The following is a 25,674-nucleotide window of genomic DNA, read 5'->3' as shown; positions in this document are numbered from 1 at the left end:
AGAGGCATGATGCAAACGACGTTTGGCACCGGTCAGCCAGGCAAGGAAAATACGGATCTGGCCTTCACGGATTCGTTGACCGGGCTCGGCAACCATCGTCGCTTCTTCGACAAGGTCGATCGCCTGATCAGCGACCGCGCCGACGATCCCGCGCCGTTCACCGTCGGCATCCTCGACCTCGACGGCTTCAAGCCGATTAACGACCTGTTCGGCCACAAGGCCGGCGACGACATCCTGATCCAGGTGGCGATGCGGCTGCGCGCCTCGATGGATGGCCACTCCACCGTCTGCCGCATCGGCGCCGACGAGTTCGCCTACCTCTACCCGATGGTGTTCTCTGAGGAGCAGGCGGCCGAGAAGTCGCGCATGCTGATCGAGATTCTGTCGGCGCCCTATGATGTCGGCGAACGCACCGCCAGGCTTTCGGCCTCGGTCGGCTGCTCGCTGTTCTATTCCGGCGACGAGACCACCGAGATCCTCATCAACAAGGCCGAGACCGCGCTCTATCATGCCAAACGCTCGGGCCGCGGCCGCGTCGTCGTCTACACCCGGGAGATGGAAGAGGCGGCCAAGCGCGTCACCCGCATCGAGCAGGCGCTGCGCCGCGCCGTCTCGGCCGGCGAGGTCGAACCGCATTTCCAGCCGATCGTCGACTTGAACAGCCGCCGCACCATCGGCTTCGAGACGCTGGCGCGCTGGACCGACCGCGACCTCGGCGTCGTGCCGCCATCCGTCTTCATCCCGATCGCCGAGGAACGCGGCATCATCGGCCCGCTGTCGCAGCTGGTGCTGCGCAAGGCGACCGAGGCGGCGCGCAGCTGGCCGAAGGAATTGTTCCTGTCCTTCAACCTGTCGCCGTCGCAGCTCGTCGACCAGAACACCGGCCTGCATATCCTGGCCATCCTCGACCGCACCGGCTTCGATCCGCGCCGGCTGGAGATCGAGATCACCGAGACCGGCCTGATGAACGATCCGGCCTCGGCCGAGAAGATCGTCGAGGATCTGCGCCGCGTCGGCATCCGTGTCTCGCTCGACGATTTCGGCACCGGCCAGTCGTCGCTCGGCCGCCTGCGCGAGTTCCATTTCGACAAGCTCAAGATCGATCGCGCCTTCGTCTCCTCCATCCTCGACGACCGCCCGTCCGAGCATATCATCCGCGCCATTCTTGCCATGTGCGAGGGGCTCGGCATGGATGTCGTCGCCGAAGGCATCGAGGACGAGGCGCAGGCCGACCGCCTCGTCCAGTTCGGCTGCGCCGGCGGACAGGGCTATCTGTTCGGCAAGCCGGCCGATGCCGACGCCACGCTCGGCTATCTGCGCGATTCCTATCGCGGAGCGCTGCACGCCAAGGCAATCTGACAAGGTCTGTTGATATTCAGGTGAGGCCGGTCTGCAAATGGCGGTCTCCTGCGCTTCCGGTGCTCACGTACTTTAGGTACGCTCCGCTCCGGTTCTCGGAACCCACCATTTTCGATTCGGCCTGACCTGAATCTCAACAAACATTGAGCTGCTTCCGGGAGGCGGAGGTGCAGACCTCATTTGTCGGACATAAGCTTCCGAAATCCGACGTTTCTCCCTTGCTCCCGCGCTTTGTCTGGCTAGGATGCGCGCCGGCAAAACGGGAGAACGGATCATGATGCCATCGGCGCGTTTCGCCGACCTTGACGGCGCCTCGGTGCTGATCACCGGCGGCGGCTCCGGCATCGGCGCCGCGTTGACGGAAGGCTTCATGCGGCAGAACGCGAAAGTCGCCTTCATCGATATCGCCGACAAGCCAAGCACTGCCCTTGCCGACCGGCTGGAGAAGGAGCTTGGCCGCCGCCCGCTCTATCTCAAGGCCGACCTGCGCGACATCGAGGCGCTGCGCGCCGCCGCGGCCAGGGCGGCTGAAGCGCATGGCGATGTGACGACGCTCGTCAACAACGCCGCGCTCGATGACCGCCATGCGGTCGAGGACGTCACGGTCGAGTTCTGGGACAACAACCTCGCCGTCAATCTGCGGCCGCATTTCTTCACCGCGCAGGCCGTGGCGCCCGGCATGAAGCGCGCCGGCGGCGGCTCGATCATCAACTTCACCTCCACCTCCTATCTGATCAACCACCCCGACATGCCGGCCTACACCGCGGCCAAGGCAGGCATACTCGGCCTGACCAAGGGCCTTGCCGGCAAGCTCGGCGGCGACCGCATCCGCGTCAACGCGGTGGCGCCGGGCTGGGTCATCACCGAACGGCAGCGCGAGCTTTGGGTCACCGATGAGGGGCTTGCCGCCCATGTCGCCAAGCAATGCATCAGGCAAGTGATGCAGCCCGACGACATGGTGGGCACGGTGCTGTTCCTGGCGTCGGATGCTTCGCGCATGCTGACCGCGCAGATGTTGATCGTCGACGGAGGCTTCCTGTGAGCCCGGCACCCGCGGTCGCCGCGCTCGACTGGGGCACGACCAGGCTCAGGGCCTGGCTGCTCGACGGTACGGGCAAGGTTCTTGCCGAGGGGCGCGGCGACGACGGTCTGATCACCGCCCGCGAAAAAGGTTTTGCCAACGTGCTGGAAGGCCATCTTGGCGCCATGGGCGCGCCGGACACGCTGCCCGTCATCATCTGCGGCATGGCCGGTTCCCGGCAAGGCTGGATCGAGGCGCCCTACGTCACCGTGCCGGCGCCGATCGGCGCCATCTTGCGCGGCGCCGCCCGCATCGAGGGCTCGAGCCGCGACATCCGCATCGTGCCAGGCCTCGCGCAGCGCCTGGCCGCAGCGCCGGATGTCATGCGCGGCGAGGAAACCCAGCTTGCCGGCGCCGGTTTGCCGGCAAAGGGACGCCATCTCGTCTGCATGCCCGGCACGCATTCCAAATGGGTCGCGGTCGACGCTGGCGCCGTCGAAGGTTTTGGCACCTGGCCGACCGGGGAATTGTTTTCGGTGCTCGCCACGCACTCGATCCTGAAACATTCGCTGGGCGAGCATCCCGCTCCGGTCGCCGCGGACAGCCCGTTCTTCGGGCAGTGGTGCGAGCGGGCCCTGGGCGAGGGTGGTGACGTCACCTCGAAACTGTTTGCCATCCGCGCAGCCGGCCTCTTGCAGGATCTGCAGCCCGCCGATGCGGCGGCATGCCTGTCCGGACTTCTGATCGGCGGCGAGATCGCCTCGGCAAGGCGCCGCTATGGCGCGAGCGACGCACCGGTGGCGCTGGTCGCTTCGGGCGCGCTGGCCACGCTTTATGGCGCGGCGCTCGGCCTTTCCGGCCTTGCTTTTCGCACTGTCGACGCCGATGAAGCGGCGCGCGCCGGTCTCGTCGAGGCCGCGCGCGAGAACGGCATGATTGGAGGCGCTCGATGAGCCAGACCGCACCCTTCCCGAAGCTGAAACGCGGCCTTGTCGCCATCCTGCGCGGCCTCAAGCCGGCGGAAGCGGTGGCGATCGGCCGGGCGGTCCACGACGCCGGCATCGAGGCGATCGAAGTGCCGCTCAATTCGCCGGAGCCGTTCGTCTCCATCGCCGACCTGGTCCAGGCGCTCCCGCAGACCGCGCTGATCGGCGCCGGCACGGTGCTGACGGCGACGGACGTCGATGCTTTGCACAAGGCCGGCGGACGCCTGCTGGTCAGCCCCAACATCGATGCCGAGGTCATGGGCCGCGCCATGCATCATGGCATGGTGACGATGCCAGGCGTGTTCACGCCCACCGAGGCTTTCCAGGCGATCCGGCTCGGCGCCTCGGCGCTGAAATTCTTCCCCGCCAGCGTGCTTGGATCGAGCGGCATTGCGGCGATCCGCGCCGTGCTGCCGGCAACGACGCTGGTCGGCGCCGTCGGCGGCGTTTCCGACAAGGATTTTGCCGGCTACAAGGCGGTCGGCGTCAGCGTCTTCGGCCTGGGATCGAGCCTCTACAAGCCGGGCGCGACGGTCGAGGACGTGGCGCAGCGCGCCCGCGCCGCGGTCGCCGCCTGGGATGAAGCTTTCGGAGTGGCGTGATGGACGGCGTTTCGGTTTTTTCCGACCATATCTGCGAGCTCGGCGAAGGCCCGAGCTACGATCCCGCCACCGACACGCTGTTCTGGTTCGACATCGTCAACGGCGAGCTTCTGGAAAAGCCGCTTGCCGGCGCGCTGAAGGTGCATGATCTCGGCGTCATGGCCAGCGCCATCGCCGTCATCGACGACGACCGCCAGCTCATCGCCACCGAGGTCGGCCTGCAGGTCCGGGACGTCAAGACCGGCAGGCTGACGCTGCACACGCCGATCGAGGCCGACAACCCGCTGACGCGCTCCAACGATTCCCGCGTTCATCCCTGCGGCGCCTTCTGGACCGGCACGATGGGCAAGGACGAGGAGAAGGGCGCCGGCTCGATCTACTGGTTCTTCAAGGGCGAGCTGCGCCGGCTGTTTTCGGGCATCACAGTCTCGAATTCCATCTGCTTCTCAGAGGACGGCAAAATCGCCTACTACACCGACACCGCGACCGGGCTTCTGATGCGCGTCGCCTGCGATCCGGCGACCGGCCTGCCCGCCGGTGAAGTGAAAGTGTTCGTCGATCATCGCTCCTCGAAAGGCTATGTCGACGGTTCGGTCGTCGACCGCGACGGCGTGCTGTGGAACGCCGTCTGGGGCGGCAGGGCGGTGAAGGCCTATGCGCCCGACGGCACGCTGCTGCGCGAGATCGCCATGCCGGTGACGCAGGCGTCCTGCCCCGCCTTTGTCGGCCAGAAAGCCGACCGCCTGGCGGTGACCTCGGCCTGGAAAGGCAAGGACGAGAAGCAGCGCGCGCTCGATCCGCAGGCCGGCATGACCTTCCTGCTCGACATTCCGGTCAAAGGCCGCTTCGAGCCGCGCGTGCTGATCGCCTGAGCGGAACGGTGCGCAGCTGTCGCGCAACCGTCCGGCCCGGTCGGTTTCCCGCAAGCCAATCATGGGCGCCATGCGATGGTGGCGGCCGACGTCCCTCCAGAGCAGTCCACCCATGCCGCGTAGCAATCCCAAGCTGATCCTCGTCCATGAGTCCGAGAAGGCTTGTTTCGACCGCTTGGTCGCGGACGGCCATGCGCCGGATCGCGCCGCCGAGATATCGTCCTACCTGGCGCAGTCGACCGATCTCGCGCCCGATTTCGATGCGCTGGCCGTCGCCTGCGACAAACGCGGCCTCGCCTTCGTACCGGTGGAACTGGATGCCGCCGCAAACGCGCTCGCCGGGGCTGACCCAAACGTCACGCTGGTCTGGACGCTGACCGACGGCATCGCCTATTTCCGTGGCGGCGCGGCCCCTGCGCTCGCCCGCCTCAACGGCCTGCGCACCATCGGTGCCGACGATTCGCTGTTCGCGCTTTGCCAGGACAAGTTCCGCTGCGGCGCCGTGCTTGGCGCTCTCGGTCTTCCGGCGCCGCAAGCAGGCCTTGCCCGACACGGCGAATGGCTTGTCGAGCCGCCGCCGTCGCCTGCCGGTTGGTTCGTGAAACCCAACCGGCTCGGCGCCAAGATCGGCATCTGGCCGGTTTCCCGCGTCACCGATCTCGGCCATGCGTTGGAGCTTAGCCGGCGTGTCTTTTCCCATTATCGCGACGACGTCGTCGTCCAGCCCTATGTCGCCGGCCGCAACGTGCGCGCGAGCTTCCTCGGGTTGAAACCCGAAACCGGCGTCGAGGCTTTGGGCATCTTCTTCGTCGACTCCGGCGGCGACTTTCAGACCATGGCCGACTCGATGGCGCTCTACGGCGAAACCGGCCAGGCCGCGAAGGATGCGGGCACCTATGCCGAGCCGGAACTCGAGCCGGTCGGCTCGAGCCAGCCGGCGGCCGACCGGAAAATCCGCGCCGTTGCGCAAAAACTGATAAGCGGTCTTGGCCTTCGGGATGTCTTTTCCGTCGATTTCAGGGTCGAGGCCGACGACACCGTGCATCTCATCGAGTTCGAGGTGTGCCCCGGCCTGCCCTGTTTCGATTTTCGCGACTATTGTCGCACGCAGTGGGGCCTGAGCCTCGCCGATGCGATGGCGGAGACGGCCGCCAGCCGGCTCTTTGGTTGAGACAGGCTCTCGGCGCGATAGCCGCGCCTTGACGCTTGATTCATCGCCTCTACTGTCGCGGCTGTGTCAACGAAAGCCGCGCAATGAACACAACGCCCGTCAGCGTTCAAAGTCTTCACCATCATTTGAAGCGCATGAGCGGCCGCGACCCGCATGAGGAGCATCGCGTCGCCACGCCGCTCGAGCTGCTCTTCGACCTGACTTTCGTCACCGCTTTCGGCCTCGCCTCCTCGCAGCTGGCGCATGCCCTGGCCGAGGGCCACTACGCGGCCGGGCTGCTCGGCTTCGGCTTCGCCAGCTTCGCCATCTGTTGGGCCTGGATCAATTTCTCCTGGTTCTCCTCGGCCTATGACACCGACGACTGGGTCTTCCGCCTCATCACCATGGTGCAGATGATCGGTGTGCTGGTTTTGGCCATCGGTCTGCCGCGCATGTTCGCCTCGATCGAGCATGGTGAGCATCTCGACAATTCCGTCATGGTGCTGGGCTACGTCATCATGCGCGTCGCCATGATCTTCCAGTGGCTGCGCGCGGCCAGGCAGGATCCGGCGCGGCGCGGCATCTGCCTCACCTATGTCACGGCCATCGCCATCGCCCAGGTCGGCTGGGTGGTGCAGATCCTGGTCGATTTCTCGATCGAGACCAGCGCCGTGCTTGCAATCATCCTGCTGCTGGTCGAGCTTGCCGGGCCCGTGCTCGCCGAGCGCAGGAACGGCGGCACGCCCTGGCACGCACATCACATGGCCGAACGTTACAGCCTGTTCGCCATCATCGCGCTCGGCGAAGGGGTTGTCGGCACGTTGGCCTCGTTGTCGGCCGTCGTCGAGGAGCAGGGCTGGAACCTCGATGCCGCGCTTGTCGGCGTCGCCGGCACCGGTCTCACCTTCGGCATGTGGTGGTGCTACTACATGCTGCCGTCGGCACCGGTCCTGCATACGCACCGCGACCGCTCATTCGTCTGGGGCTACGGCCAGATGCTGATCGTGGCCGCGATCGTCGCCACCGGCGCCGGCCTGCATGTCGCGGCCTATTTCCTCCAGCACAAGGCCCATATCGGGCCGCTGGGGACGCTGCTCTCAACCGCGATCCCGCTCGCCATTTTCCTCGGCATGATCTATGCGCTCTACTATTATCTCGTGCGGCGCTTCGACCCGTTCCACATCTGGCTGCTGCTGGCCACGGCGGCGGTCGTGGCACTTGCCGTCGCCGCCGCCATTGCCGGCGTGGACATGGCGGTGTGCCTGATCATCCTGACGCTGGCGCCGGCGGTCACCGTCGTCGGCTACGAGATCCATGGCCACCGGCATGAGGCGGAATCGCTCGCCATCGACGAGCGGCACACGCTGCACTGACGGGTTTTCGAGGCTGGTCAGATGCCTTCGACCAGAACGATATCGCCGTCGGCCACTTTCTGGCGGATCGCGACGGCGCGCTGGTATTCCGGCGAGTGGTAGCAGTCATGCGCCGCCGCCAGCGATTCGAATTCGATGATGACGTTGCGGGCGCGGCCTGGCCCTTCGGCCTTTTCATGCTCGCCGCCGCGCGCCAGAAATTTCGCGCCGAAGCGGTCGAAGGCGAGCTTCGCGGCGGCGACATAGTCCTTGTAGCCCTCGGCGTCGCGCACATCGACACGGGCGATCCAATATCCCTTCGGCATTCTTTTTCTCCTGTCTTTCTTTCGCGTCTTTCTTTCGCGACCGAGGACCGGACCTCAGGCGGATTGCATTTCGGCGAGAATTGCCTCGGCCGCCGCGCGCCGGTCGGGCGCCGCGACGATCGGCCGGCCGACGACCAGGTGGCTGGCGCCGTTGCGGATCGCCTGCGCCGGCGTCACCACGCGTTTCTGGTCGCCATGGTCGCTGCCGGCCGGCCGGATGCCCGGCGTCACCACCGCCATGTCGGGTCCGACGATCCGGCGCACCGCCTCGGCCTCCTCGGCCGAGCAGACGATGCCGCCCATGCCGGTGTGCAGCGCCTGTTCGGAGCGTCTGAGCACCAGTGTGTGCGGGTCGTATTCATAGCCGGCGTCGATCATGTCCTGCTCGTCCATCGAGGTGAGCACGCTGACCGCCAGCAGGCAAAGCTCGCTTCCCCTGGCCGCGTCCACGGCGGCCCGCATGGCTTTCGGATAGGAATGGATGGTGAGCATCGTCATACCCATCCTGACGATGTTCTCGACCCCCTTGGCCACCGTGTTGTCGATGTCGAGCAGTTTCATGTCGAGGAACACCTTGGTGCCGCCGCTGGCCAGTTCCCGCGCGAAGTCCAATCCGCTGGCGAAGGCGAGCTGGTAGCCGATCTTGTAGAAGGAAACGGCGCCTTCGAGCTCGCGCACCGCCTTCTCGGCCTCCTTCAGCGTCGGCAGGTCGAGTCCGACGATCAGCCGCTCCCGCATTGCATCGGCCTCCGCGAAATTGATCACGCCTCGATCCGGGTGGACAGCATGCGCGAGGTTTCGATCAGTGTACGGCATAGGCGCTCCATCGATTGGTGTAGTCTGGCGTCCTTGAACTGTCCGTCCTCGGCGAACGCCGTGTCGGCCTCGGAGACCGAGCATTCCGGCGTGATCACCTCCATCTGGCAACGCACCAGCACCGCGCGCAGATGATTGATGCAGCGTATGCCGGCGAATTTGCCCTCCGATGACGAGCAGAGTCCGACCGGCTTGCCGGCAAGCGGTCTGTACGCGCGGCTGCCGTCGCGCCGTATCCGGCTCACCCAGTCGATGCTGTTCTTGAGCAGGGGCGGGATCGAGCCGTTATATTCGGGCGTCGCGATCAGCAAGCCGTCATGGGCGGCGATCTGCCGGCCGAGCTTGACCGCGTTCTCGGGGAGGCCTTTTTCCTTTTCCAGGTCCTCGTCCATGATCGGCAGCGGATAATCGCCGAGCGAGATGCGCGTCACCTCGGCGCCCTGCATGGCCAGTTCCTTCTGCGCCGCATCGGCGGTCCGGCCGCTGAAGGCGCCGGTCCGGACCGAGCCGGCGAAGACGAGGATTCTTGGGATCACGGGCATTGCTTCGCAAAAGGCAGTAGGGAATAGGCACTAGGCACTAGGCACTAGGAGGGTGGTTTCCTGACTATTCCCTACTGCCTTATCCCTCCCTTCGGTAGATCCAAAGCTGCGTCGGCGGGATGTTGCGGATGATGAAATCGAAATGCTTGACCGTGTAATTGCCGCGGCCGGGCGGGATCGGCGACAGCGGACCGTAGGTCAGCTGCACGATCGGCCTGCCGGCGGGAATGCGGTCGAGCAGGCTTTCGATATAGGCGATGCGCTGGGCGACCGGGAAGTTGAGCAGCGGCACGCCGGAAACGACCGAATCGAACACCATGTCGCGCTTGTCGCCGAGCGTGGCGTTCAGATTGAAGGCGTCGCCCTCGATCACGTTGACGCCGGGATAGAGCCCGCGCAGATGGCGCACGAAGTCGGTCGAATATTCGACCGCGTAGAGGTTTTCGGGCTTCACGCCCTGGGCCAGGATGGCGCGGGTGATGACCCCGGTGCCGGGCCCGACCTCGAGCACCGGCAGGCCCGATCTCGGATTGACGATCGACGCCATCTTGCGGGCGGTGATGGAACTGGTGGGAACGATCGAGCCGACGGTCTTCGGCTTGTCGATCCAGCCTTTGAAGAACTTCAGCTCGTCGTCGAATTTTTCCGCCAGCGCTTTGCGCAACCCGGGACTACGTGCCATGCGAGCTCTCCTCAATGCTCACCCCCGATCCGCTACTTAGCAGTTGGGTGGAACAAGGCAAGGCGTCAACCTGGCATAAGGTGTTGACGACGCTTGGGAAGCCGAACGCAAGTCGCTCAAAAGCGCGAAGCGGTTTTGGGACAACGACTTGCGTCAAAAAGACCTCAGCCTTCGCCGAACGACTCGAAGAAGTCCTTCATGCGGGCGAAAAAGCCGCTCGACTGGGGCGAATTGTCCTTCGAGGAGAGTTGCTCGAACTCTTCCAGCAATTCGCGCTGGCGGCGCGTCAGGTTCTGCGGCGTCTCGACCGCCGTCTGGATATAGAGGTCGCCGACATTGGGCTGGCGCAGCACCGGCATGCCCTTGCCCTTCAAGCGGAACTGGCGCCCGTTCTGCGTGCCTTCCGTCACCTTGACCTTGGTCTGCGTGCCATCGAGCGTGGTGACCTCGAAGGAGCCGCCAAGCGCTGCCGTCGTCATCGAGATCGGCACTTTGCAGTAGAGATCGGCGCCGTCGCGCTGGAAGAATTCGTGCGGCTTGACCGCCAGGAAGATGTAGAGGTCGCCGGACGGTCCGCCGCGCAGGCCGGCTTCGCCCTCATTGGCCAGCCGGATGCGGGTGCCGTCCTCGATGCCGGCCGGGATGTTGACCGACAGCGAGCGCTCCTCGGTGACGCGGCCCTGTCCGGCGCATTTCGGGCAGGGGTCCTTGATCGTCTGGCCGCGGCCCTGGCATTGCGGGCAGGTGCGTTCGATCGAGAAGAAGCCTTGCGTGGCGCGCACCTTGCCGTGGCCGTGGCACATCGAGCAGGTCACCGGCTGCGTGCCGGGCTTGGCGCCGCTGCCGGAGCATTCCGAGCACGAGATCGAAGCCGGCACGCGGATCTGCGCCGTCTTGCCGGCAAAGGCTTCTTCCAGCGTGATTTCCATGTTGTAGCGCAGGTCGGCGCCGCGTTCGCGGCCGCCGGAGGAACGGCGCTGGCGGCCGCCCATCATGTCGCCGAAAATATCCTCGAAGATGTCGGCGAAGCCGCCGGCGCCGAAACCGTGTGCTGCGCCGTTCATGCCGCCCTGCTCGAAGGCGGCGTGGCCGAAACGGTCATAGGCGGCGCGCTTCTGCGGGTCCTTCAGCGTCTCGTAGGCTTCGTTGATTTCCTTGAACTTGTGCTCGCAGGCACCGTCACCCGGGTTGCGGTCGGGATGGAACTGCATGGCGAGCTTACGGAAAGCGCTCTTGAGTTCCTTGTCGTCGGCGCCTTTTTGCACGCCCAGCGTTTCGTAGAAATCAGCTTTCATTTTTTCCCGCTGTCCGGATGCTCAATGTCTTCAAGCATTGTTGGCGACGTTTGCCGGCACGTTCTTGGATTTAGGAGCGATGTTTCCCGGATGCTAGTACCAAGCCGGCGCCACTCCGGGTTTTTCCGTCACATTTTCAGGCAGATCCGCACTTTTTCAACGAAGGTTGCAAAAAAGCCCGGCCTTGCGCCGGGCTTTTGCACTTATTCGCCGTCAGCCGGCTCAAGCCGACTTCTTCTTGTCGTCGTCTTCGTCGATTTCCTCGAAGTCGGCGTCGACCACGTCCGAATCCTTGGCGGCATCCGCCTTGGCGTCGGCTTCGGCCGCTTCCTTCTGCGAGGCCTCGTACATGGCCTGGCCGAGCTTCATCGAAGCTTCGGCAAGCGACTGCGACTTGGCCTCGATATCGGCCGGGTCGTCGCCTTCGGCCGCGGCCTTCAGCGCGGCGATGGCGTCGGCAATCGCGGTGCGGTCAGCCTCCGAGACCTTGTCGCCATAGTCCTTGAGCGACTTCTCGGAAGAATGCACCAGCGCTTCGGCCTGATTGCGCGCCTCGACGAGGGCACGGCGCTTCTTGTCCGCGTCGGCATTGGCCTCGGCGTCCTTCACCATCTTCTCGATGTCGGCGTCGGACAGGCCGCCCGAAGCCTGGATGCGGATCTGGTGCTCCTTGCCGGTGCCCTTGTCCTTGGCCGAGACGTTGACGATGCCGTTGGCGTCGATGTCGAAGGTGACCTCGATCTGCGGCACGCCGCGCGGGGCCGGCGGGATGCCGACCAGGTCGAACTGACCGAGCATCTTGTTGTCGGCCGCCATTTCGCGCTCGCCCTGGAAGACCCGGATCGTCACCGCCGACTGCGAATCCTCGGCGGTCGAGAAGGTCTGGCTCTTCTTGGTCGGGATCGTCGTGTTGCGCTCGATCAGCCTGGTGAACACGCCACCCAGCGTCTCGATGCCCAGCGACAGCGGCGTCACGTCGAGCAGCAGCACGTCCTTGACGTCGCCCTGCAGCACGCCGGCCTGGATGGCGGCGCCGAGAGCGACGACCTCATCCGGGTTGACGCCCTTGTGCGGCTCCTTGCCGAAGAACTGCTTCACGATCTCCTGGATCTTGGGCATGCGGGTCATGCCGCCGACCAGCACCACTTCGTCGATCTCGCCGGCCTTCAGGCCGGCATCCTTGAGCGCCGCCTTGCAGGGCTCGATCGTGCGCTGCACGAGGTCCTCGACCAGGCTTTCGAACTTCGCCCGGGTGAGCTTCATCGTCAGGTGCTTCGGGCCGCTGGCGTCGGCGGTGATGAAGGGCAGGTTGATTTCGGTTTGCGTCGTCGACGACAGCTCGATCTTGGCCTTTTCCGCGGCTTCCTTGAGGCGCTGCAGGGCAAGCTTGTCGTTCTTCAGGTCGATGCCCTGTTCCTTCTTGAACTCGGCCGCCAGATACTCGACGAGCCTCATGTCGAAGTCCTCGCCGCCGAGGAAGGTGTCGCCGTTGGTCGACTTCACCTCGAACACGCCATCGCCGATTTCCAGCACGGAAATATCGAAGGTGCCGCCGCCAAGGTCATAGACGGCGATGGTCTTGCCGTCCTTCTTCTCCAGGCCATAGGCGAGCGCCGCGGCCGTCGGCTCGTTGATGATGCGCAGCACCTCGAGGCCGGCGATCCTGCCGGCGTCCTTGGTCGCCTGGCGCTGGGCGTCGTTGAAATAGGCCGGAACGGTGATGACCGCCTTCTCGACCTTCTCGCCGAGATAGGCTTCCGCCGTCTCCTTCATCTTCTGCAGGATCATGGCCGAGATCTGGCTGGGCGACTGCTTCTTGCCGCCGGCCTCGACCCACGCGTCGCCATTGTCGCCCTTGACGATCTTGTAGGGGACAAGCTTCTTGTCCTTCTCCGTCACCGGGTCGTCATAGCGGCGGCCGATCAGGCGCTTGACCGCGAAGATGGTGTTTTCCGGATTGGTGACCGCCTGGCGCTTGGCCGGCTGGCCAACGAGACGTTCGCCGTCATTCGAGATCGCGACGATGGAAGGCGTCGTGCGCGCGCCTTCAGCGTTCTCGATCACCTTGGGGTCTTTGCCATCCATGATGGCGATACAGGAATTGGTGGTGCCGAGATCGATACCGATAACTTTTGCCATTGTTCTAGTCTCTCCTCTAAGCAGGCTCTCAGGACCCTTCAAAAGGCGTTCCGACGAAAGCCCCTGTTCACAAGAAATCCCATCGCGGTCCCCGCTTTTCGAGGCCGGACGGCTGGCGCGTATATAAGAACAGGCGACACAAGGCGCAAGCATTCTGCGCAAGGTGTCCGTCGTCTCGGCACGGGCCCGAAGGCGAGCCGCCGCGCCTTGCGGCAGGACTGGCGCCAGATTGCGCTATCGCATTGTTCCGGATCGCTTTTTTGAAACAGGCGCGGTTGACGGCGCGCGGATAGGCCTTCCGGGCAGGGCAAGGCTTGCCCTGGCAGGCGTGACTTTCGGTCGCGAAAGAGCCGGAGATCCGCGTCGCCGCCATGGTTTTCGGCACCTGGCGACGAGATTTGAAGAGCGCCCGGCGCTCGGGCAAAGGCCCTGCCGGGCGCGTGGCCCGGCAGGGTATCCCGGGCTTAGAGCCCGTTGTCCTTGAGAATCTTGGCGGCGTTGTCCTTGGTGACCTTTTCCGTCGGCAGCGTGATGGTCTTCTCGACCTTCTCGCCGTTCAGGAACTTGATCGCCTGGCGCAGGCCCTCGGCGCCCGGCGTGACATAGGTGAAGGTCGCCGTCAGCTCGCCCTTGTTCACCATCTGCACGCCTTCGTTGGGCAGGCCGTCGATGCCGATGAACTTGATGTCCTTTTCGCGCCCGACATCCTTGGCCGCGAGATAGGCGCCATAGGCCATCGGGTCGTTGTGGCCGTAGACGAGGTCGATCTTCTCGTTGGTCTTCAGCGCGTTGGCCATGATGTTGTAGGCCTGGTCCTGCTTCCAGTCGCCCGACTGCTGGTCGAGCAGGTACTTGATGCCCGGCTCCTTGTCGGTGAACTCATGGAAGCCGTCATGGCGGTCATGCGCCGGCTGCGTTCCCATGCCGCCCCAGATCTCGACGACATTGCCCGCGGCCTTGCCCTTGCCGCCGAGGAGCTCGACGGCGTATTCGCCCGCGGCGCGGCCGATCAGCGCGTTGTCGCCGCCGACGAACTGCGTGTAATCCTTGGTGTCGACATTGCGGTCGAGCACGAAGACCGGGATCTTGGCGTCGATCGCCTGCTGCACCACGCCGGTGAGCCCGGCCGATTCCTTCGGCGACACCAGCAGCGCGTCGACCTCCTGGCGGATCAGGTTCTCGACATCGGCGACCTGCTTTTCGGTCTTGTCCTCGCCGTCGGTGATGATCAGCTCGACGTCCGGATGCTTGGCGGCCTCCGCGATGATGTCCTTGTTGAACTGGGCGCGCCAGGGCTCGATGGTCGTCACCTGCGAGAAGCCGATCTTCCACTTCTTGTCCTGGGCAAAGGCATGGTTGCCGGACAAGATTGCGGTGGTCGTCAGCAGTGCCGCCGCGAAAGTGGCGAGCTTCAGCATTTCACGTCGTTTCATGGTCCTGTTTCCTCCGGATTATAGAGACGAGGTCTCCTGTGACGGTCGCTTGGCCGCGGCCGTTTCCTTTTGCGCCGCCCGTCCGTTGGGCAGGCGCAGATAGCTGAGAAGGTCGCCGGCGTTGCGCTCCTGCACGAGCACGGTGCCGATGATGATCGCCCCCTTCAGCACCAGCTGAAGGTTGGAATTGATGTTGTGCAGTTGCAGGATGTTGGACAGCAGCCCGAAGATCAGCACGCCGCAGAAGGTGCCGATCAGGCTGCCGCGCCCGCCCATCAGGCTGGTGCCGCCGATGACCACGGCGGCGATGGCGTCGAGCTCGAGCCCCGCGCCGGCATCGGGCTTGCCTTGCCGGTACTGCGCCACGTAGAGCACCGCCGCGATGCCGGCGAGCAGGCCGGACACCGCATAGGTGGCGATCTTGACGCGCCCCGCGGCGATGCCCGAAAGCCGCGCCGCCTCCTCATTGCCGCCGATGGCGTAGACATAGCGGCCGAAGGGCGTGAAGCGCAGCACCGCGCCGTAGATCACGATCGCGCCGAGGAAGAACAGGCCCGGCATCGGCACGACGCCGAACACCAGCGAGCGCAGGATCTCGAATTCGGCGGTGGCGTTGGAACCGGTATAGACCGGCAGCACCGCATTGTTCTGGCCGGCGGTCAGCCTGGCGATGCCGAGCGCCGTCACCATCATCGCCAGCGTGACGATGAAGGGCTGCAGCCGCCCGGCGACGATGATGAAGCCGTTGATGGTGCCGAACAGAAGGCCGACGCAAGGCGCCACCAGAAGCACGCCGAGCACACCGAACTTGGTCTCGACCTGCGGCAGCAGGTACCACAGCGAAAGGCAGCATAGGATGACGCCGACCACGCCCGGGATGACCAGCCCGCGCGCCTTGTCCAGCCGCACCTCGCGGCCGGCTTCGGCGCCGGCGCGGGATTTCTCGATGTTGAGCAGGATGAAGCGGGTGACGAGCGCGCCGAGGCACAAGGCGACCAGCGCCGTTGTCGGCACGCCGAGCGCCGCCGACGGCGTGACGCCCGGCACCGTCAGCAGCATGGCGCAGACGACCGAGCAGATCGCCATCAGCGAGCCGACGGAAAGATCGATGCCGCCGGTCAGGATCACCGCCGTCATGCCGGTGGCGATGAGGCCGGTGGTCGACACCTGGCGCAGCACGTCGAGCAGGTTGCCGTAGGACAAGAAGATGTTGTTGCCCTTGGAACTGATCGGCGAGCCGAACACGCCGATCAGGAAGATGGCGATCAGCCCCCAGTAAAGCTTGGTGCGGGAGAGAAGGCTGATGAGGTTCATGCGGCGGATCTCGCTGTGCGTCTCGGCGCGGCGAGCCGCATGATCGCTTCCTCGCTGGCTTCGGCGCGGGACAGGATGCCGCGCTGGCGGCCCTCCGCCATGACCAGGATGCGGTCGGCCAGATGCAGAAGCTCCGGCAGTTCGGAGCTGATCACGGCAATCGCCAAACCGTCGCCGGCGAGCTTGAAGATGAGGTCGTAGATTTCGCGCTTGGCGCCGACATCGATGCCGCGCGTCGGCTCGTCGAGCAGAAGCACGCGCGGCCGCGTCGCCAGCCATTTGCCGATCACCACCTTCTGCTGGTTGCCGCCCGACAGCGTGCCAGCGGCCTGCTCGATGCTTTCGCAGCGTATGCCGAGCGCGCCGACCGCCTCTCGCGCAAGGCCTTGCTCGCCTGAGCGCGAGCGCAGCCCAAAGCGCGCCAGCGCGCCGACCAGAGGCAGGGCGACATTGTCGGTGATCGAGGCTTGGAGATGCAGGCCTTGCGTCTTGCGGTCCTCGGTCACCAGGGCGATGCCGAGCCGTCGGGCCTCGCGCGGCGAGCCTATCTCGACCGGCGCGCCGTCGAGCCGGATCTCGCCGCCGGTGCGGCCGCCGCTGGAGCCGAAGATCGCTTCCAGGATCTCGGTGCGGCCGGAACCCAGCAGCCCGCCGATGCCGAGGATCTCGCCGGCGGCAAGGTCGAAGCCGACGCCGTCGATCACCGTGCGCCAGCCATGCCGGTCGGGCTTCGACAGCGACAGGTCGCTGACCGAGAGCACCACCTTGTCGCCGGTGCCGCGCTCATGATCGGAGGAAGCGAGGAGGTCGCGCCCGACCATGGCCGAGATGATGGCGTCTTCGCCCAGTCCCGCCATGTCCTCAGTCAGCACATGGCGCCCGTCGCGCAGCACCGTCACCCGGCTGGCCAGATGCATCACCTCGTCGATGCGGTGCGAGATATAGACGATCGCGACGCCGCTTGCCGCAAGCTGGCCGATGATGCGGAACAGTCTCTCGCACTCGGCCGGCGACAGCGCCGAGGTCGGCTCGTCCATGATCAGGATGCGCGCCGATTTCGACAGCGCCTTGGCGATCTCCACCAGTTGCTGCTCGCCGACCCTGAGCGTGCCGACCCGCGCTTCCGGATCGAGCTCGATGCCCAGCCGCTGCAGCAGCGCGCTGGCGGCGCGGCTGCTCGCCTTGCGGTCGACGACCAGCCCGGCGATCAGCTTTTCGCGGCCGAGGAAGATGTTGTCGGCGACGCTGAGCTCGGGAACGAGGTTGAGCTCCTGGTGGATGATGGCGATGCCCGCATCCTCGGCGTCGCGGACGCCGGTGAAACGCACCGCCTGACCGTCGATCGCCACGGCGCCTTCGTAATCGGTATAGACGCCGGAAAGGATCTTCATCAGCGTCGACTTGCCGGCGCCGTTCTCGCCCATCAGCGCATGCACCTCGCCGGGCCTGAGGTCCAGCTTCACGTCGGACAGCGCGGCGATGCCGCCAAATCGCTTGGAAATGCCGGTCGCGCTCAGGACGACGGCGGGACCGTCGGCGGTCGCGTTGCCAGTCGTGATGGACTCAGCGCGCTGCATGGCAAAAGGACGGCCTCCCTCCGTCGTCTTCGACTGCCCGAACGCTAATCTAAACGTTTCGAATGTGTCAAGCGCCTATCTCCTCACTGAGGATTGATGCATTTCAATTCTTGCGAAAAACGCCGGGTTTACGTAGGTTTAGCCAAATAAGGGTGGCTAAACGTTTCGAAAATGACGGTGTCAGGGCGGAAAAAACAGCGGAAATCCACGGCGCCGACCATGCTGCATGTGGCGGAAGCGGCGCGTGTGTCCGTGGCCACCGTGTCGGCATTGCTGAACGGCACCGCCACCGTCAGTCCGGAGCTTACCCAGCGCATCGAGCAGGCGATCCGCGACATCGGCTACAAGCGCAACGCCATTGCCCGCAGCCTCAAGATGGGCACCACGCGGACCATCGGCCTCACCGTGCCGCACATCACTAACCCGTTCTTCACCGATGTCGTCTCGGTCATCCAGCAGGCGTTCGACCGCGCCGGCTATGCCGTCATGCTGTGCTGCACGGACGAGGATTTGAACACGCAGGACGAGCAGATACGCCTGCTGCTCGACCGCATGGTCGACGGGCTGATCGTGGCCCGCGTCGGCGACGGCGGCATTTTGAAGAGCATCGTCGAGGACGCGAATGTGCCGGTGGTGCTGCTCGACCGTCTCTGCGAAGGCGTCGACACCGATGCGGTGGTGCTGGACAACCAGCGCGCCGTGTTCGACGCCGTCACCTATCTGATCCATCTTGGCCATAGGCGCATCGGCTACATCACCGGCACCTCCGACATATCCCCCATGCATGACCGCATGATCGGCTACCGCGAGGCGCTGCAGGCGGCCGGCCTGCCGGTGGCTGAGGAGCTCGTACGCTCCGGCAATTTCCACGAGATCGACGGCTACAACGCGACCATGCAGCTCTTGTCGCTGCACGACCGGCCAAGCGCGATCTTCTCGGCCAACAACCCGATGGTGATCGGCACCATGAAGGCGATCCGCGACATCGGCCTATCCTGTCCCGAGGACATCTCGGTCGCCTGCTTCGACGATTTTCCCTGGTCGGACGTGTTCGTGCCGCAGCTGACCACCGTGGCGCAGCCCGTGCAGGCGATCGGCGAGCAGGCGGCGAACCTTCTGCTCGACCGGCTGGCCGGCAATCGCGACGCGCCGCCGCGCAAGCTCGTCCTCAAGGGCCGGCTGATGATCCGCAATTCGTGCCGGCCGCTGGGAGCGGTCGCGCAGACCGTCAGCGCGTAAATCCGAAGGCGGTCTCGCAAAGCAGCTGCAGCTTGGGGAAGATGTGTTTGCCGCCGGTGATCACGCGGGTGCCTTTGCCGATCACGGTCTTGGGGTCCGCTTTCAGCACCGTGCCGCCGGCCTCTTGGACCAGCAGCATGCCGGCCAGGCAGTCCCAGGCATTCATGTGCTCCTCGATATAGCCGAGCAGCCGGCCGGACGCCGCATAGGCAAGCATCAGCGCTCCAGAAGCATTACGGTAGAAGACGCCGCCTTCGCCCATGATCAGGCCGATGAGCACGACGACATTCGTGGTCGAAGCGCGGTTGGAGAGCCCGGTCCCGACCGAACCTTCCGAAAGCGAGGTGGCATCGCTGGCCTTGATCGGCTTGCCGTCGAGGAAGGCGCCGCCGCCGAGCCGGCCGTAGAAGGTCTCGTCGGTCGAAGGCTCATGGATGACGCCGACCTCTGTCTCGCCATCCCTGGCACAGGCGATCACCACGCACCAGGCGGGAATGCCACGCACGAAATTGGCGGTGCCGTCGATCGGGTCGATCACCCAGACATGACCGGTTGTTCCGGCCACGGCCGCGTGCTCCTCGCCGACGATGCCGTCTTGCGGATAGGCCTCGGCGATCGCCGCGCGGATGAACAGCTCGACCTCGCGGTCGCCTTCGGAAACCAGGTCCTGGTGGCCCTTGCTCTCGACGGTCAAATTGTCGAGGTCGCGAAAAATATTTCAGTCCAAGCTCGCCGGCGCGCCGCGCCAGGTCGATGGCAAAATGCATGCGGTCGTCGAGGTCGTGGGTCACGGGGGAACTCTTTGTTGAGGAAAGGCCGTCCGCGCCCTTAGCAGACCGGTGTGTCATTCAAAAGCGGCCCTCTCAGGCCGCCTTCGACATCGATTTGTGCACGTCGGCGAGGATCTCGAAGGAACGCACGCGCGCCGCGTGATCGAAGCACTGCGCCGTCACCATCAATTCGTCGGCGCCGGTGCGGCCTATGAAGGCCTCGATGCCCTGGCGCACCGTTTCCGGCGAACCGACGACGGCGCAGGACAGCGCCTGGGCAAGCATGGTCTTCGCGACGGAATCGAGATCGCGGTCGTAATTCTCGACCGGCGGCGGCAACTGGCCGGGCCGGCCGCTGCGCAGATTGACGAAGGCCTGCTGCAGCGAGCTGAACAGAAGCTTCGCTTCGGCGTCGGTCGGCGCGGCAAAGACATTGAGACCGAGCATGACATAGGGCTTGTCGAGCTGCGCCGAGGGCTGGAACCGCGTGCGATAAACCTCCAGCGCATGGTCGAGCTCGGCCGGCGCGAAATGCGAGGCGAAGGCGTAAGGCAGGCCGAGAAGTGCCGCGAGCTGCGCGCCATAGAGGCTGGAGCCGAGGATCCAGACCGGCACGGTCTGGCCTTCGCCGGGCACCGCGCGGATGCGCTGGCCTTCCTCGGCCGGCTGGAAATAACCCATCAGCTCGACCACGTCCTGCGGGAAGTTATCGGCGGACTCCAGGTTGCGGCGCAGCGCTCGCGCGGTCAGCATGTCGGTGCCCGGCGCGCGGCCGAGACCGAGGTCGATGCGGCCGGGAAAAAGCGCGGCCAGCGTGCCGAACTGCTCGGCGATCACCAGTGGCGCATGGTTGGGCAGCATGATGCCGCCGGCGCCGACGCGGATCGACTTGGTGCCGCCGGCGACATGCGCGATCACGACGGACGTCGCGGCGCTCGCAATGCCCGGCATGTTGTGGTGCTCGGCCAGCCAGTAACGCTTGTAGCCCAGCCGCTCGGCATGGCGGGCAAGGTCGAGCGAATTGGCGAGCGACTGCGTTGCGGTGCTGCCTTGCGTGATCGGCGACAGGTCGAGAACCGAAAGGTCCGTCATTGGTCAGGTCTCCACGATGCGTTTTTCCCGCAGCCTTGTCTCGAAGGCGGCGCGGTCGGGAATGACGATGGCGAGCTGGTTCTCCAGCACGTCGGCGAGCTCGGCGGCCATCGCGATTTCGCGCTGCTCGCTGCGGCCGCCGGCATGATGTGTCGACAGCCGGTTGTTGCGCAGCGCATAGCGCCGGTCGGTCAAGGCGAGTGCGGCCACCAGCGTCGTCAGGAAATGCGAGCTCGGATGCGTCGACAGGAAATGGCTGGCGACCCGGTAATCGACCTCATAGGCTTGGCTCATGTCGAAGCGGTAGAGCGTGCGCCAATCACCGCCAATGCCTGCCTGCAGGCGGAAATGGTCGCCGGTTCCGACGACGCGGAAGGCCTCGTGCGGCGTCTGCTGTTCGAGGCCCGGCTCCAGCAGCAACGGCGCCGTCAGCGTCAGGCCGCCGAAGCCGACATCGGCGATATAGGCACGGCCGCCGAGCTCGATGCGCAGCAGCATATGGCTGCGCGCCGTAATGGCGTCATCAGGCTGGCCCCAGAGCACGCGGGCGGCAAGTCCGCTGACCGTGAACCCCAGCGCGTCAAGCGCATGCATGAAGATCAGATTGTGCTCGAAGCAATAGCCGCCGCGGCCCTGGCTGAAAATCTTGTCCTGCAGCGAAGCGACGTCGAGGCCGACGGAAACGCCCATCAAGGCGTCGATATTCTCGAACGGGATCGCCCGCGGGTGGATTGCGTGCAGCGCCTGCAGCGTGGCGAGCGAAACGTCGGTTGGCCCGTCATAGCCAATGCGGGCGAAATAGCCATCGAGATCGAAGTCGCTCATACAGGCAGGGTCCGGCTTGACCGGTCCGATATAGGCACTCGCCGACGGTGCCGCAAACAATGTACGAGTTTGAGATTATGCCAGGGTTTCAGGGCGCGGATTTGTGATTGTTCTCGGTCGCTTCCTCGTCCACGGCCATGGACTGCTGCGCCGCGAGGAAGTTGCCGACATGGCTCAAGCCCTCGAAATGGTCGCAGAAGACCTTGATGACGACCAGCAACGGCACCGCCATCAACGCGCCGACGAAGCCCCATAGCCATGACCAGAAGGCGATGGCGATTAAGATCGCCACCGCGTTGATCTCAAGGCGCCGCCCGACCACCGTCGGCGTCACGAACTGGCCTTCGACGATATCGCACAACACCACGAAAGCCGGCGGCAGCAGCGCATAGGCGATCGTGTCGAAGCTGATCAGCGCGATGATGGCGACGAGCAGGACGGTCATCAGCGCGCCGACATAGGGCAGGAAATTGAGCAGCGCCGCCGCCGCGCCCCAGACCAGCGGGGTGGGCATGCCGAGCCCCCAGAGGCCCAGCCCGATTGTCGTGCCGAGGCCGGCATTGATCAGGGCAACGGTAAGCAGATAGTGCGAGATTTCGTGCTCGACGTCATAGACCACGCGCAGCGCCCGCTTCTTCTGGGTCATGCTGGTGAAGGACTGCACGATCTTCTCGTAGAACAGCGTGCCCGAGGCGAGCAGGAACAGCGACAGCACGAAGACGATGGTGATCGAGGTGCCGGCTTCCAGGATATTGCTGGCCGCCGTGGACAGAACGCCGGAAGGCGCCACCGCGACCCGCTGCACGCCTGGCTCCTGCGAAGTCTCGGTCAGCGCTTCGAGCTGATGCGCGAGATCCATCACCCGTTCGAGCGGCCGCTTGAACGGTGCCAGCCGCTCGGTGAGCTGCTGGCCGATCGAATAGGAGTTGTTGATGAGGTCGATGACCGGACCGCTGAGCAGATAGCCCGCGACGACGAAAACAAAGATGGAAAGCAGCACCAGCAGCGTCGCCGAAACCACCTCCGGTACGCCGTGCTTGCGCAGGAAGCGCACGATCGGCGTCAGCGTCAGCGCCAGCAGGAAGGCGAGGATCACCGGCATGAAGAAGTCACGGGCGAAGTAGAGCGCTGCGATCGTCAGCAGAATGAAAATCCCGATCACCAGCGACCGCGTCAAGCGCATGTCCGCCCGGGCGTTGGCACGCGGATCAGGGCTTTCGGCAACGCTCGCGCCCGAAGCAATCGGTTCGGTTTTCATCGGTTCCCCTTGCAGCCCGTCACCCAAACAATGAATGCATGGCAGGCTTCTGCGCGAAACGCGGGAGTTCCGGGCAAGGTTCCATGAGCCGGCTTTCCCCGGCATCGCTCATGCGGTCGCGCTATTACATGACGTGTAATTGAGCCGCCGCGCCGGCCTGGCCTAATACGGGGCAGGCCTTCGCGACGACAGATCGAGCCGCAAACCGTCGCCGCCCAGGAACCGCGTGTCGAGTGCATGTTCCCGGCCGATGAGACAACCGAGACGCTCCATGCCGAAATGGCCGTCGGCGCCGGGCATCCAGAGGCCTAGCGCGTTTCACCGTTTCACGGAAACGGCGAACCGCTCTATCTCTTTGTTTCTACGCAATTCCGGACGGAAAACCGCTCACACTTTTCCTGGAATTGCTCTAGCATCTGGAGACCGGCTTCGACTGCCGCTCAGGCGACGGGCGCCAAGATGGCGGGCGCGGCCTTCGCCGTCTCCTTGCGCACGATCGGCGCCACCCTGGTGCCGTAGAGCTCGATCGCCTTCATGATCTTGGCATGCGGCATGGTGCCGATCGCCATCTGCAGCAGGAAGCGGTCGTTGCCGAAGATCTTGTGCTGGGCGACGATCTTTTCCGCCACAGTTTCAGGATTGCCGACGAAGAGCGCGCCGTTGGGTCCGCGCGCCTGGTCGAAATGGGCGCGCGAGGTTGGGCCCCAGCCGCGCTCGCGGCCGATGCGGTTCATTACTTCGGCCTGCGGTCCGTAGAAATCGTCGGCCGCCTGTTCGGTCGTCTCGGCGATGAAGCCGTGCACGTTTATGCTGGTGGCAAGCGTTGCGGGGTCGGTGCCGGCGCGCCGCGCCGCCTCGCGATAGATATCGAACAGCGGCGCGAAACGCGCCGGCTCGCCGCCGATGATGGCCAGGGCCAGCGGCAGGCCGAGCACGCCGGCGCGGGCGGCGGATTGCGGCGTGCCGCCAATGGCGATCCAGACCGGCAGTTTTTCCTGCAACGGTCGCGGATAGACGCCGCGGCCGTTGATCGGCGCGCGCAGCTTGCCCTGCCACGTCATTGTCACCTGGTCGCGGATGGCGAGCAACAGGTCGAGCTTCTCGGCGAAGAGCTCGTCATAGTCCTCGAGATTGTAGCCGAACAGCGGGAAGGATTCGATGAAGGAGCCGCGCCCGGCCATGATCTCGGCGCGGCCGCCGGACAGAAGGTCGAGCGTCGCGAATTGCTGGAAGACGCGCACCGGATCGTCGGAGGAAAGCACCGTGACCGCGCTGGTCAGGCGGATGCGCTTCGTGCGCTCGGCCGCCGCGGCCAGCGCCACGACCGGAGCCGAGGCGGCATAGTCGGGGCGGTGATGCTCGCCGAGGCCGAACACGTCGAGGCCGACCTGGTCGGCCAGCTCGATTTCCTCGATGAGGTTGCGCAGCCGCTCATGCGGGCCAATCGCGCCGACACCCGGCTCCGGGCTGACATCGGCGAAAGTGTAGAGACCGAGTTCCATCTGGTTTTTATCCTGAGGTGTTCATATGGGTGTTGCTTGTCGGCACTAGAGGTAGCCATCTACCGTTCTGCCCGCCAGAGGTGCGATCTGTGAACAGTGCATCGCGCGCTGCCGAGCCGTATCCCTTCGGCAACAAGCCCGGATTTTTCATGGCTGGTATACCGTTTTGGCGCTTGAACTTGCCGCTTTCACGCGTATGTAAGCGTCGCGAATAGACTGCAGGGAAGTGCACTTGGCTATCTACAGGGAAAAAGACATTTTCGAGCGGCGCAATGCCGCGAACGAGGCAAAGAAGGCGCTGCTCGAGCGCTTCAAGGCAAAACCGGCGGCGGATGATCCGACAGTGCTGGCTCGCCAGGCCGAACGCAAGGCTATCCTTGAGGCCCGCGCCATCCGCGAGGCGGAAAAGGCAAGGCTGAAGCAGGAAAAGCTGGCGCGCGAAGCGGCCCAGAAGGCCGAGCGCGAGGCGATTGCTGAAGCGGCGCGTCTTGCGGCGGAAGCTGCGGCGGCCGAAGAGGCCAAGCGCCGCGAGGCCGAGGACTCCGAGCGCATCGCTTTCGAACTCGCCGATGAGGCCGCGCGCAAGGCCAAGCGTGACGCACGCTACGCCGCTCGCAAGGCACGCGTCGGCCGCACGCCTCCGGGCTTCTCCGCCCGCTAGAGCAATTCCAGGAAAAATGGTTCAGGGTCGCCGAAAGCGGCCCTGAACGCGTTTGTGCTGCGGATAACGGGCTAATGCATGTCGCGCAAAAGTGACCTCGGTTTTGCGATAACGACATGCATGAAAACAAAGGCTTAAAGCGCATCGCGTGAATCCGTTTCGACGCGACGCGCTTTTAGGCGACCAGTTTCAGCCCGACGATGCCGCAGACGATCAGGCCGATACAGGCGAGCCGGACAATCGTCGCGGGCTCGCCGAGCAGCCAGATGCCGAGCAGCGCCGTGCCGACGGTGCCGATTCCGGTCCACACCGCGTAGGCCGTGCCGACGGGCAGCGTCTTCAGCGCCAGCCCGAGCAGGCCGAGGCTGACGATCATCGAGGCAATGGTGAGAAGGGTCGGCAGCGGCTTCGAGAAGCCGTCGGTATATTTGAGGCCGATCGCCCAGCCGATCTCGAACAGGCCGGCGAAGAAAAGAAGAATCCAGGACATCGAAGACACTCCGTCATTCCGGCATCACTTGAGATGCCTGGTGGCGGGTCGTCCCGGCCGGTTTTCGGGGAAGCGAGGTCGTCCTCGCCCTTGATATGGGGTGGCCTGTTTCCCGATCAACAAAACACCGGCAGCATTGTCATGCCGCCGGTTCAAAGTCTGCGTTGAGCCGGATCGACCGAATTTCGTCCGCTTACTTTTCCTTTATGCGCATCGCCTTGACCGGCGGCGCCTTCGGAGCCGGGGCCGCAGCGGGCTTCTTGGCGTCCTTCTTCGGCTTGCGGGCTTCCTTGCCCGCCTTCATCGCACCTTTAGCCATGATTCGCTCCTCCGATTGTGGACGTGCAAGTGAAACAAGAGAAATGCCGGAC

Annotated in this window: 24 protein-coding genes and 1 pseudogene; 9 read left to right on the top strand and 16 right to left on the bottom strand. The window is 64.9% G+C overall.

Going from position 1 to position 25,674, the window contains the following annotated elements:
* The first annotated feature begins 9 nt into the window (after positions 1–9).
* The 7 genes from FJ417_RS08330 (at position 10) to FJ417_RS08300 (ending at position 7,363) form a co-directional block, all read left to right on the top strand.
* Entirely contained in the window at positions 10–1,359 is a 1,350-nt protein-coding gene (locus tag FJ417_RS08330; protein WP_140783153.1) for an EAL domain-containing protein, read from the top strand.
* Between the two features lie 274 nt (positions 1,360–1,633).
* Entirely contained in the window at positions 1,634–2,401 is a 768-nt protein-coding gene (locus FJ417_RS08325) for an SDR family oxidoreductase (protein WP_140783108.1), read from the top strand.
* Positions 2,398–3,333, top strand: coding sequence for a 2-dehydro-3-deoxygalactonokinase (locus FJ417_RS08320; protein WP_246687415.1), 936 nt, complete (start codon positions 2,398–2,400; stop codon positions 3,331–3,333). The genes FJ417_RS08325 and FJ417_RS08320 overlap by 4 nt, the downstream gene beginning before the upstream one ends.
* Positions 3,330–3,968, top strand: coding sequence for a 2-dehydro-3-deoxy-6-phosphogalactonate aldolase (locus FJ417_RS08315; protein ID WP_140654573.1), 639 nt, complete (start codon positions 3,330–3,332; stop codon positions 3,966–3,968). Before FJ417_RS08320 ends, FJ417_RS08315 begins: the two co-directional genes overlap by 4 nt.
* Positions 3,968–4,840, top strand: coding sequence for an SMP-30/gluconolactonase/LRE family protein (locus FJ417_RS08310; RefSeq protein WP_140783106.1), 873 nt, complete (start codon positions 3,968–3,970; stop codon positions 4,838–4,840). Before FJ417_RS08315 ends, FJ417_RS08310 begins: the two co-directional genes overlap by 1 nt.
* A gap of 112 nt (positions 4,841–4,952) precedes the next feature.
* Entirely contained in the window at positions 4,953–6,011 is a 1,059-nt protein-coding gene (locus FJ417_RS08305) for a D-alanine:D-lactate ligase-like protein (protein WP_140783105.1), read from the top strand.
* Between the two features lie 83 nt (positions 6,012–6,094).
* Positions 6,095–7,363, top strand: coding sequence for a low temperature requirement protein A (locus tag FJ417_RS08300; protein ID WP_210240640.1), 1,269 nt, complete (start codon positions 6,095–6,097; stop codon positions 7,361–7,363).
* Between the two features lie 17 nt (positions 7,364–7,380).
* Here FJ417_RS08300 and FJ417_RS08295 read toward each other — a convergent pair whose 3' ends face one another.
* From FJ417_RS08295 to FJ417_RS08255, 9 genes are all read right to left on the bottom strand, one after another.
* Positions 7,381–7,668 carry a DUF1330 domain-containing protein gene (locus FJ417_RS08295; RefSeq protein WP_140783104.1) on the bottom strand — a complete coding sequence of 96 codons (288 nt, stop codon included), beginning with the start codon at positions 7,666–7,668 and terminating at the stop codon, positions 7,381–7,383.
* 54 nt (positions 7,669–7,722) lie between these two features.
* Positions 7,723–8,406, bottom strand: a complete 684-nt coding sequence (gene pyrF / locus FJ417_RS08290; RefSeq protein ID WP_140783151.1) for an orotidine-5'-phosphate decarboxylase — start codon at positions 8,404–8,406, stop codon at positions 7,723–7,725.
* Between the two features lie 23 nt (positions 8,407–8,429).
* Positions 8,430–9,026, bottom strand: a complete 597-nt coding sequence (locus FJ417_RS08285) for an NADPH-dependent FMN reductase (RefSeq protein ID WP_140709233.1) — start codon at positions 9,024–9,026, stop codon at positions 8,430–8,432.
* A gap of 79 nt (positions 9,027–9,105) precedes the next feature.
* Positions 9,106–9,708 (bottom strand): phospholipid N-methyltransferase PmtA, encoded by a 603-nt coding sequence (pmtA, locus tag FJ417_RS08280; protein WP_140654565.1) that lies wholly within the window; start codon positions 9,706–9,708, stop codon positions 9,106–9,108.
* A gap of 164 nt (positions 9,709–9,872) precedes the next feature.
* Positions 9,873–11,003: a molecular chaperone DnaJ gene (gene dnaJ / locus FJ417_RS08275; RefSeq protein ID WP_140641991.1), complete on the bottom strand. Its 1,131-nt coding sequence runs from the start codon at positions 11,001–11,003 to the stop codon at positions 9,873–9,875.
* A 222-nt stretch (positions 11,004–11,225) separates the two neighbouring features.
* A complete protein-coding gene (gene dnaK / locus FJ417_RS08270; RefSeq protein ID WP_140641989.1) occupies positions 11,226–13,142 on the bottom strand; it encodes a molecular chaperone DnaK in 1,917 nt (638 codons plus the stop codon).
* Positions 13,143–13,606: 464 nt separating this feature from the next.
* Entirely contained in the window at positions 13,607–14,575 is a 969-nt protein-coding gene (locus tag FJ417_RS08265; protein WP_140783103.1) for a substrate-binding domain-containing protein, read from the bottom strand.
* An 18-nt stretch (positions 14,576–14,593) separates the two neighbouring features.
* On the bottom strand, positions 14,594–15,889 hold the full coding sequence (locus FJ417_RS08260; RefSeq protein WP_140641985.1) for an ABC transporter permease: 1,296 nt from the start codon (positions 15,887–15,889) through the stop codon (positions 14,594–14,596).
* Positions 15,886–17,466, bottom strand: a complete 1,581-nt coding sequence (locus FJ417_RS08255) for a sugar ABC transporter ATP-binding protein (protein WP_140783102.1) — start codon at positions 17,464–17,466, stop codon at positions 15,886–15,888. The genes FJ417_RS08260 and FJ417_RS08255 overlap by 4 nt, the downstream gene beginning before the upstream one ends.
* Before the next feature lie 219 nt (positions 17,467–17,685).
* Between FJ417_RS08255 and FJ417_RS08250 the strand changes: the two genes are divergently transcribed.
* Positions 17,686–18,705 carry a LacI family DNA-binding transcriptional regulator gene (locus tag FJ417_RS08250; RefSeq protein WP_140641981.1) on the top strand — a complete coding sequence of 340 codons (1,020 nt, stop codon included), beginning with the start codon at positions 17,686–17,688 and terminating at the stop codon, positions 18,703–18,705.
* Here FJ417_RS08250 and FJ417_RS08245 read toward each other — a convergent pair.
* The 5 genes and pseudogenes from FJ417_RS08245 to FJ417_RS08220 all read right to left on the bottom strand — a co-directional run bounded on the left by FJ417_RS08245 (position 18,695) and on the right by FJ417_RS08220 (position 24,152).
* Positions 18,695–19,496, bottom strand: a pseudogene (locus FJ417_RS08245) (inositol monophosphatase family protein). The gene FJ417_RS08250 and the pseudogene FJ417_RS08245 overlap by 11 nt on opposite strands.
* Positions 19,497–19,568: 72 nt before the next feature.
* The gene (locus tag FJ417_RS08240; RefSeq protein WP_140783101.1) at positions 19,569–20,567 is read right to left on the bottom strand and encodes an LLM class flavin-dependent oxidoreductase; all 999 of its coding nucleotides are present in this window, start codon (positions 20,565–20,567) and stop codon (positions 19,569–19,571) included.
* Between the two features lie 3 nt (positions 20,568–20,570).
* Positions 20,571–21,392, bottom strand: coding sequence for an arylamine N-acetyltransferase (locus FJ417_RS08235; protein WP_140783100.1), 822 nt, complete (start codon positions 21,390–21,392; stop codon positions 20,571–20,573).
* Positions 21,393–21,480: 88 nt separating this feature from the next.
* A complete protein-coding gene (locus tag FJ417_RS08230; RefSeq protein WP_140641971.1) occupies positions 21,481–22,650 on the bottom strand; it encodes an AI-2E family transporter in 1,170 nt (389 codons plus the stop codon).
* 440 nt (positions 22,651–23,090) lie between these two features.
* Positions 23,091–24,152, bottom strand: a complete 1,062-nt coding sequence (locus FJ417_RS08220) for an LLM class flavin-dependent oxidoreductase (RefSeq protein WP_140783099.1) — start codon at positions 24,150–24,152, stop codon at positions 23,091–23,093.
* 232 nt (positions 24,153–24,384) lie between these two features.
* Between FJ417_RS08220 and FJ417_RS08215 the strand changes: the two genes are divergently transcribed.
* Positions 24,385–24,813 carry a DUF6481 family protein gene (locus tag FJ417_RS08215; RefSeq protein ID WP_140641967.1) on the top strand — a complete coding sequence of 143 codons (429 nt, stop codon included), beginning with the start codon at positions 24,385–24,387 and terminating at the stop codon, positions 24,811–24,813.
* Between the two features lie 175 nt (positions 24,814–24,988).
* Here FJ417_RS08215 and sugE read toward each other — a convergent pair whose 3' ends face one another.
* Positions 24,989–25,303, bottom strand: coding sequence for a quaternary ammonium compound efflux SMR transporter SugE (sugE, locus tag FJ417_RS08210; protein WP_140709213.1), 315 nt, complete (start codon positions 25,301–25,303; stop codon positions 24,989–24,991).
* A gap of 193 nt (positions 25,304–25,496) precedes the next feature.
* Positions 25,497–25,622, bottom strand: a complete 126-nt coding sequence (locus tag FJ417_RS33785) for a hypothetical protein (protein WP_095819016.1) — start codon at positions 25,620–25,622, stop codon at positions 25,497–25,499.
* Positions 25,623–25,674: the final 52 nt, after the last annotated feature.

Origin of the sequence: Mesorhizobium sp. B3-1-7 (assembly GCF_006439385.1) — a bacterium.
GTDB lineage: Bacteria > Pseudomonadota > Alphaproteobacteria > Rhizobiales > Rhizobiaceae > Mesorhizobium.
Note: the sequence above shows the minus strand (reverse complement) of the source record. Positions and strands in the feature narration are given on the sequence as shown.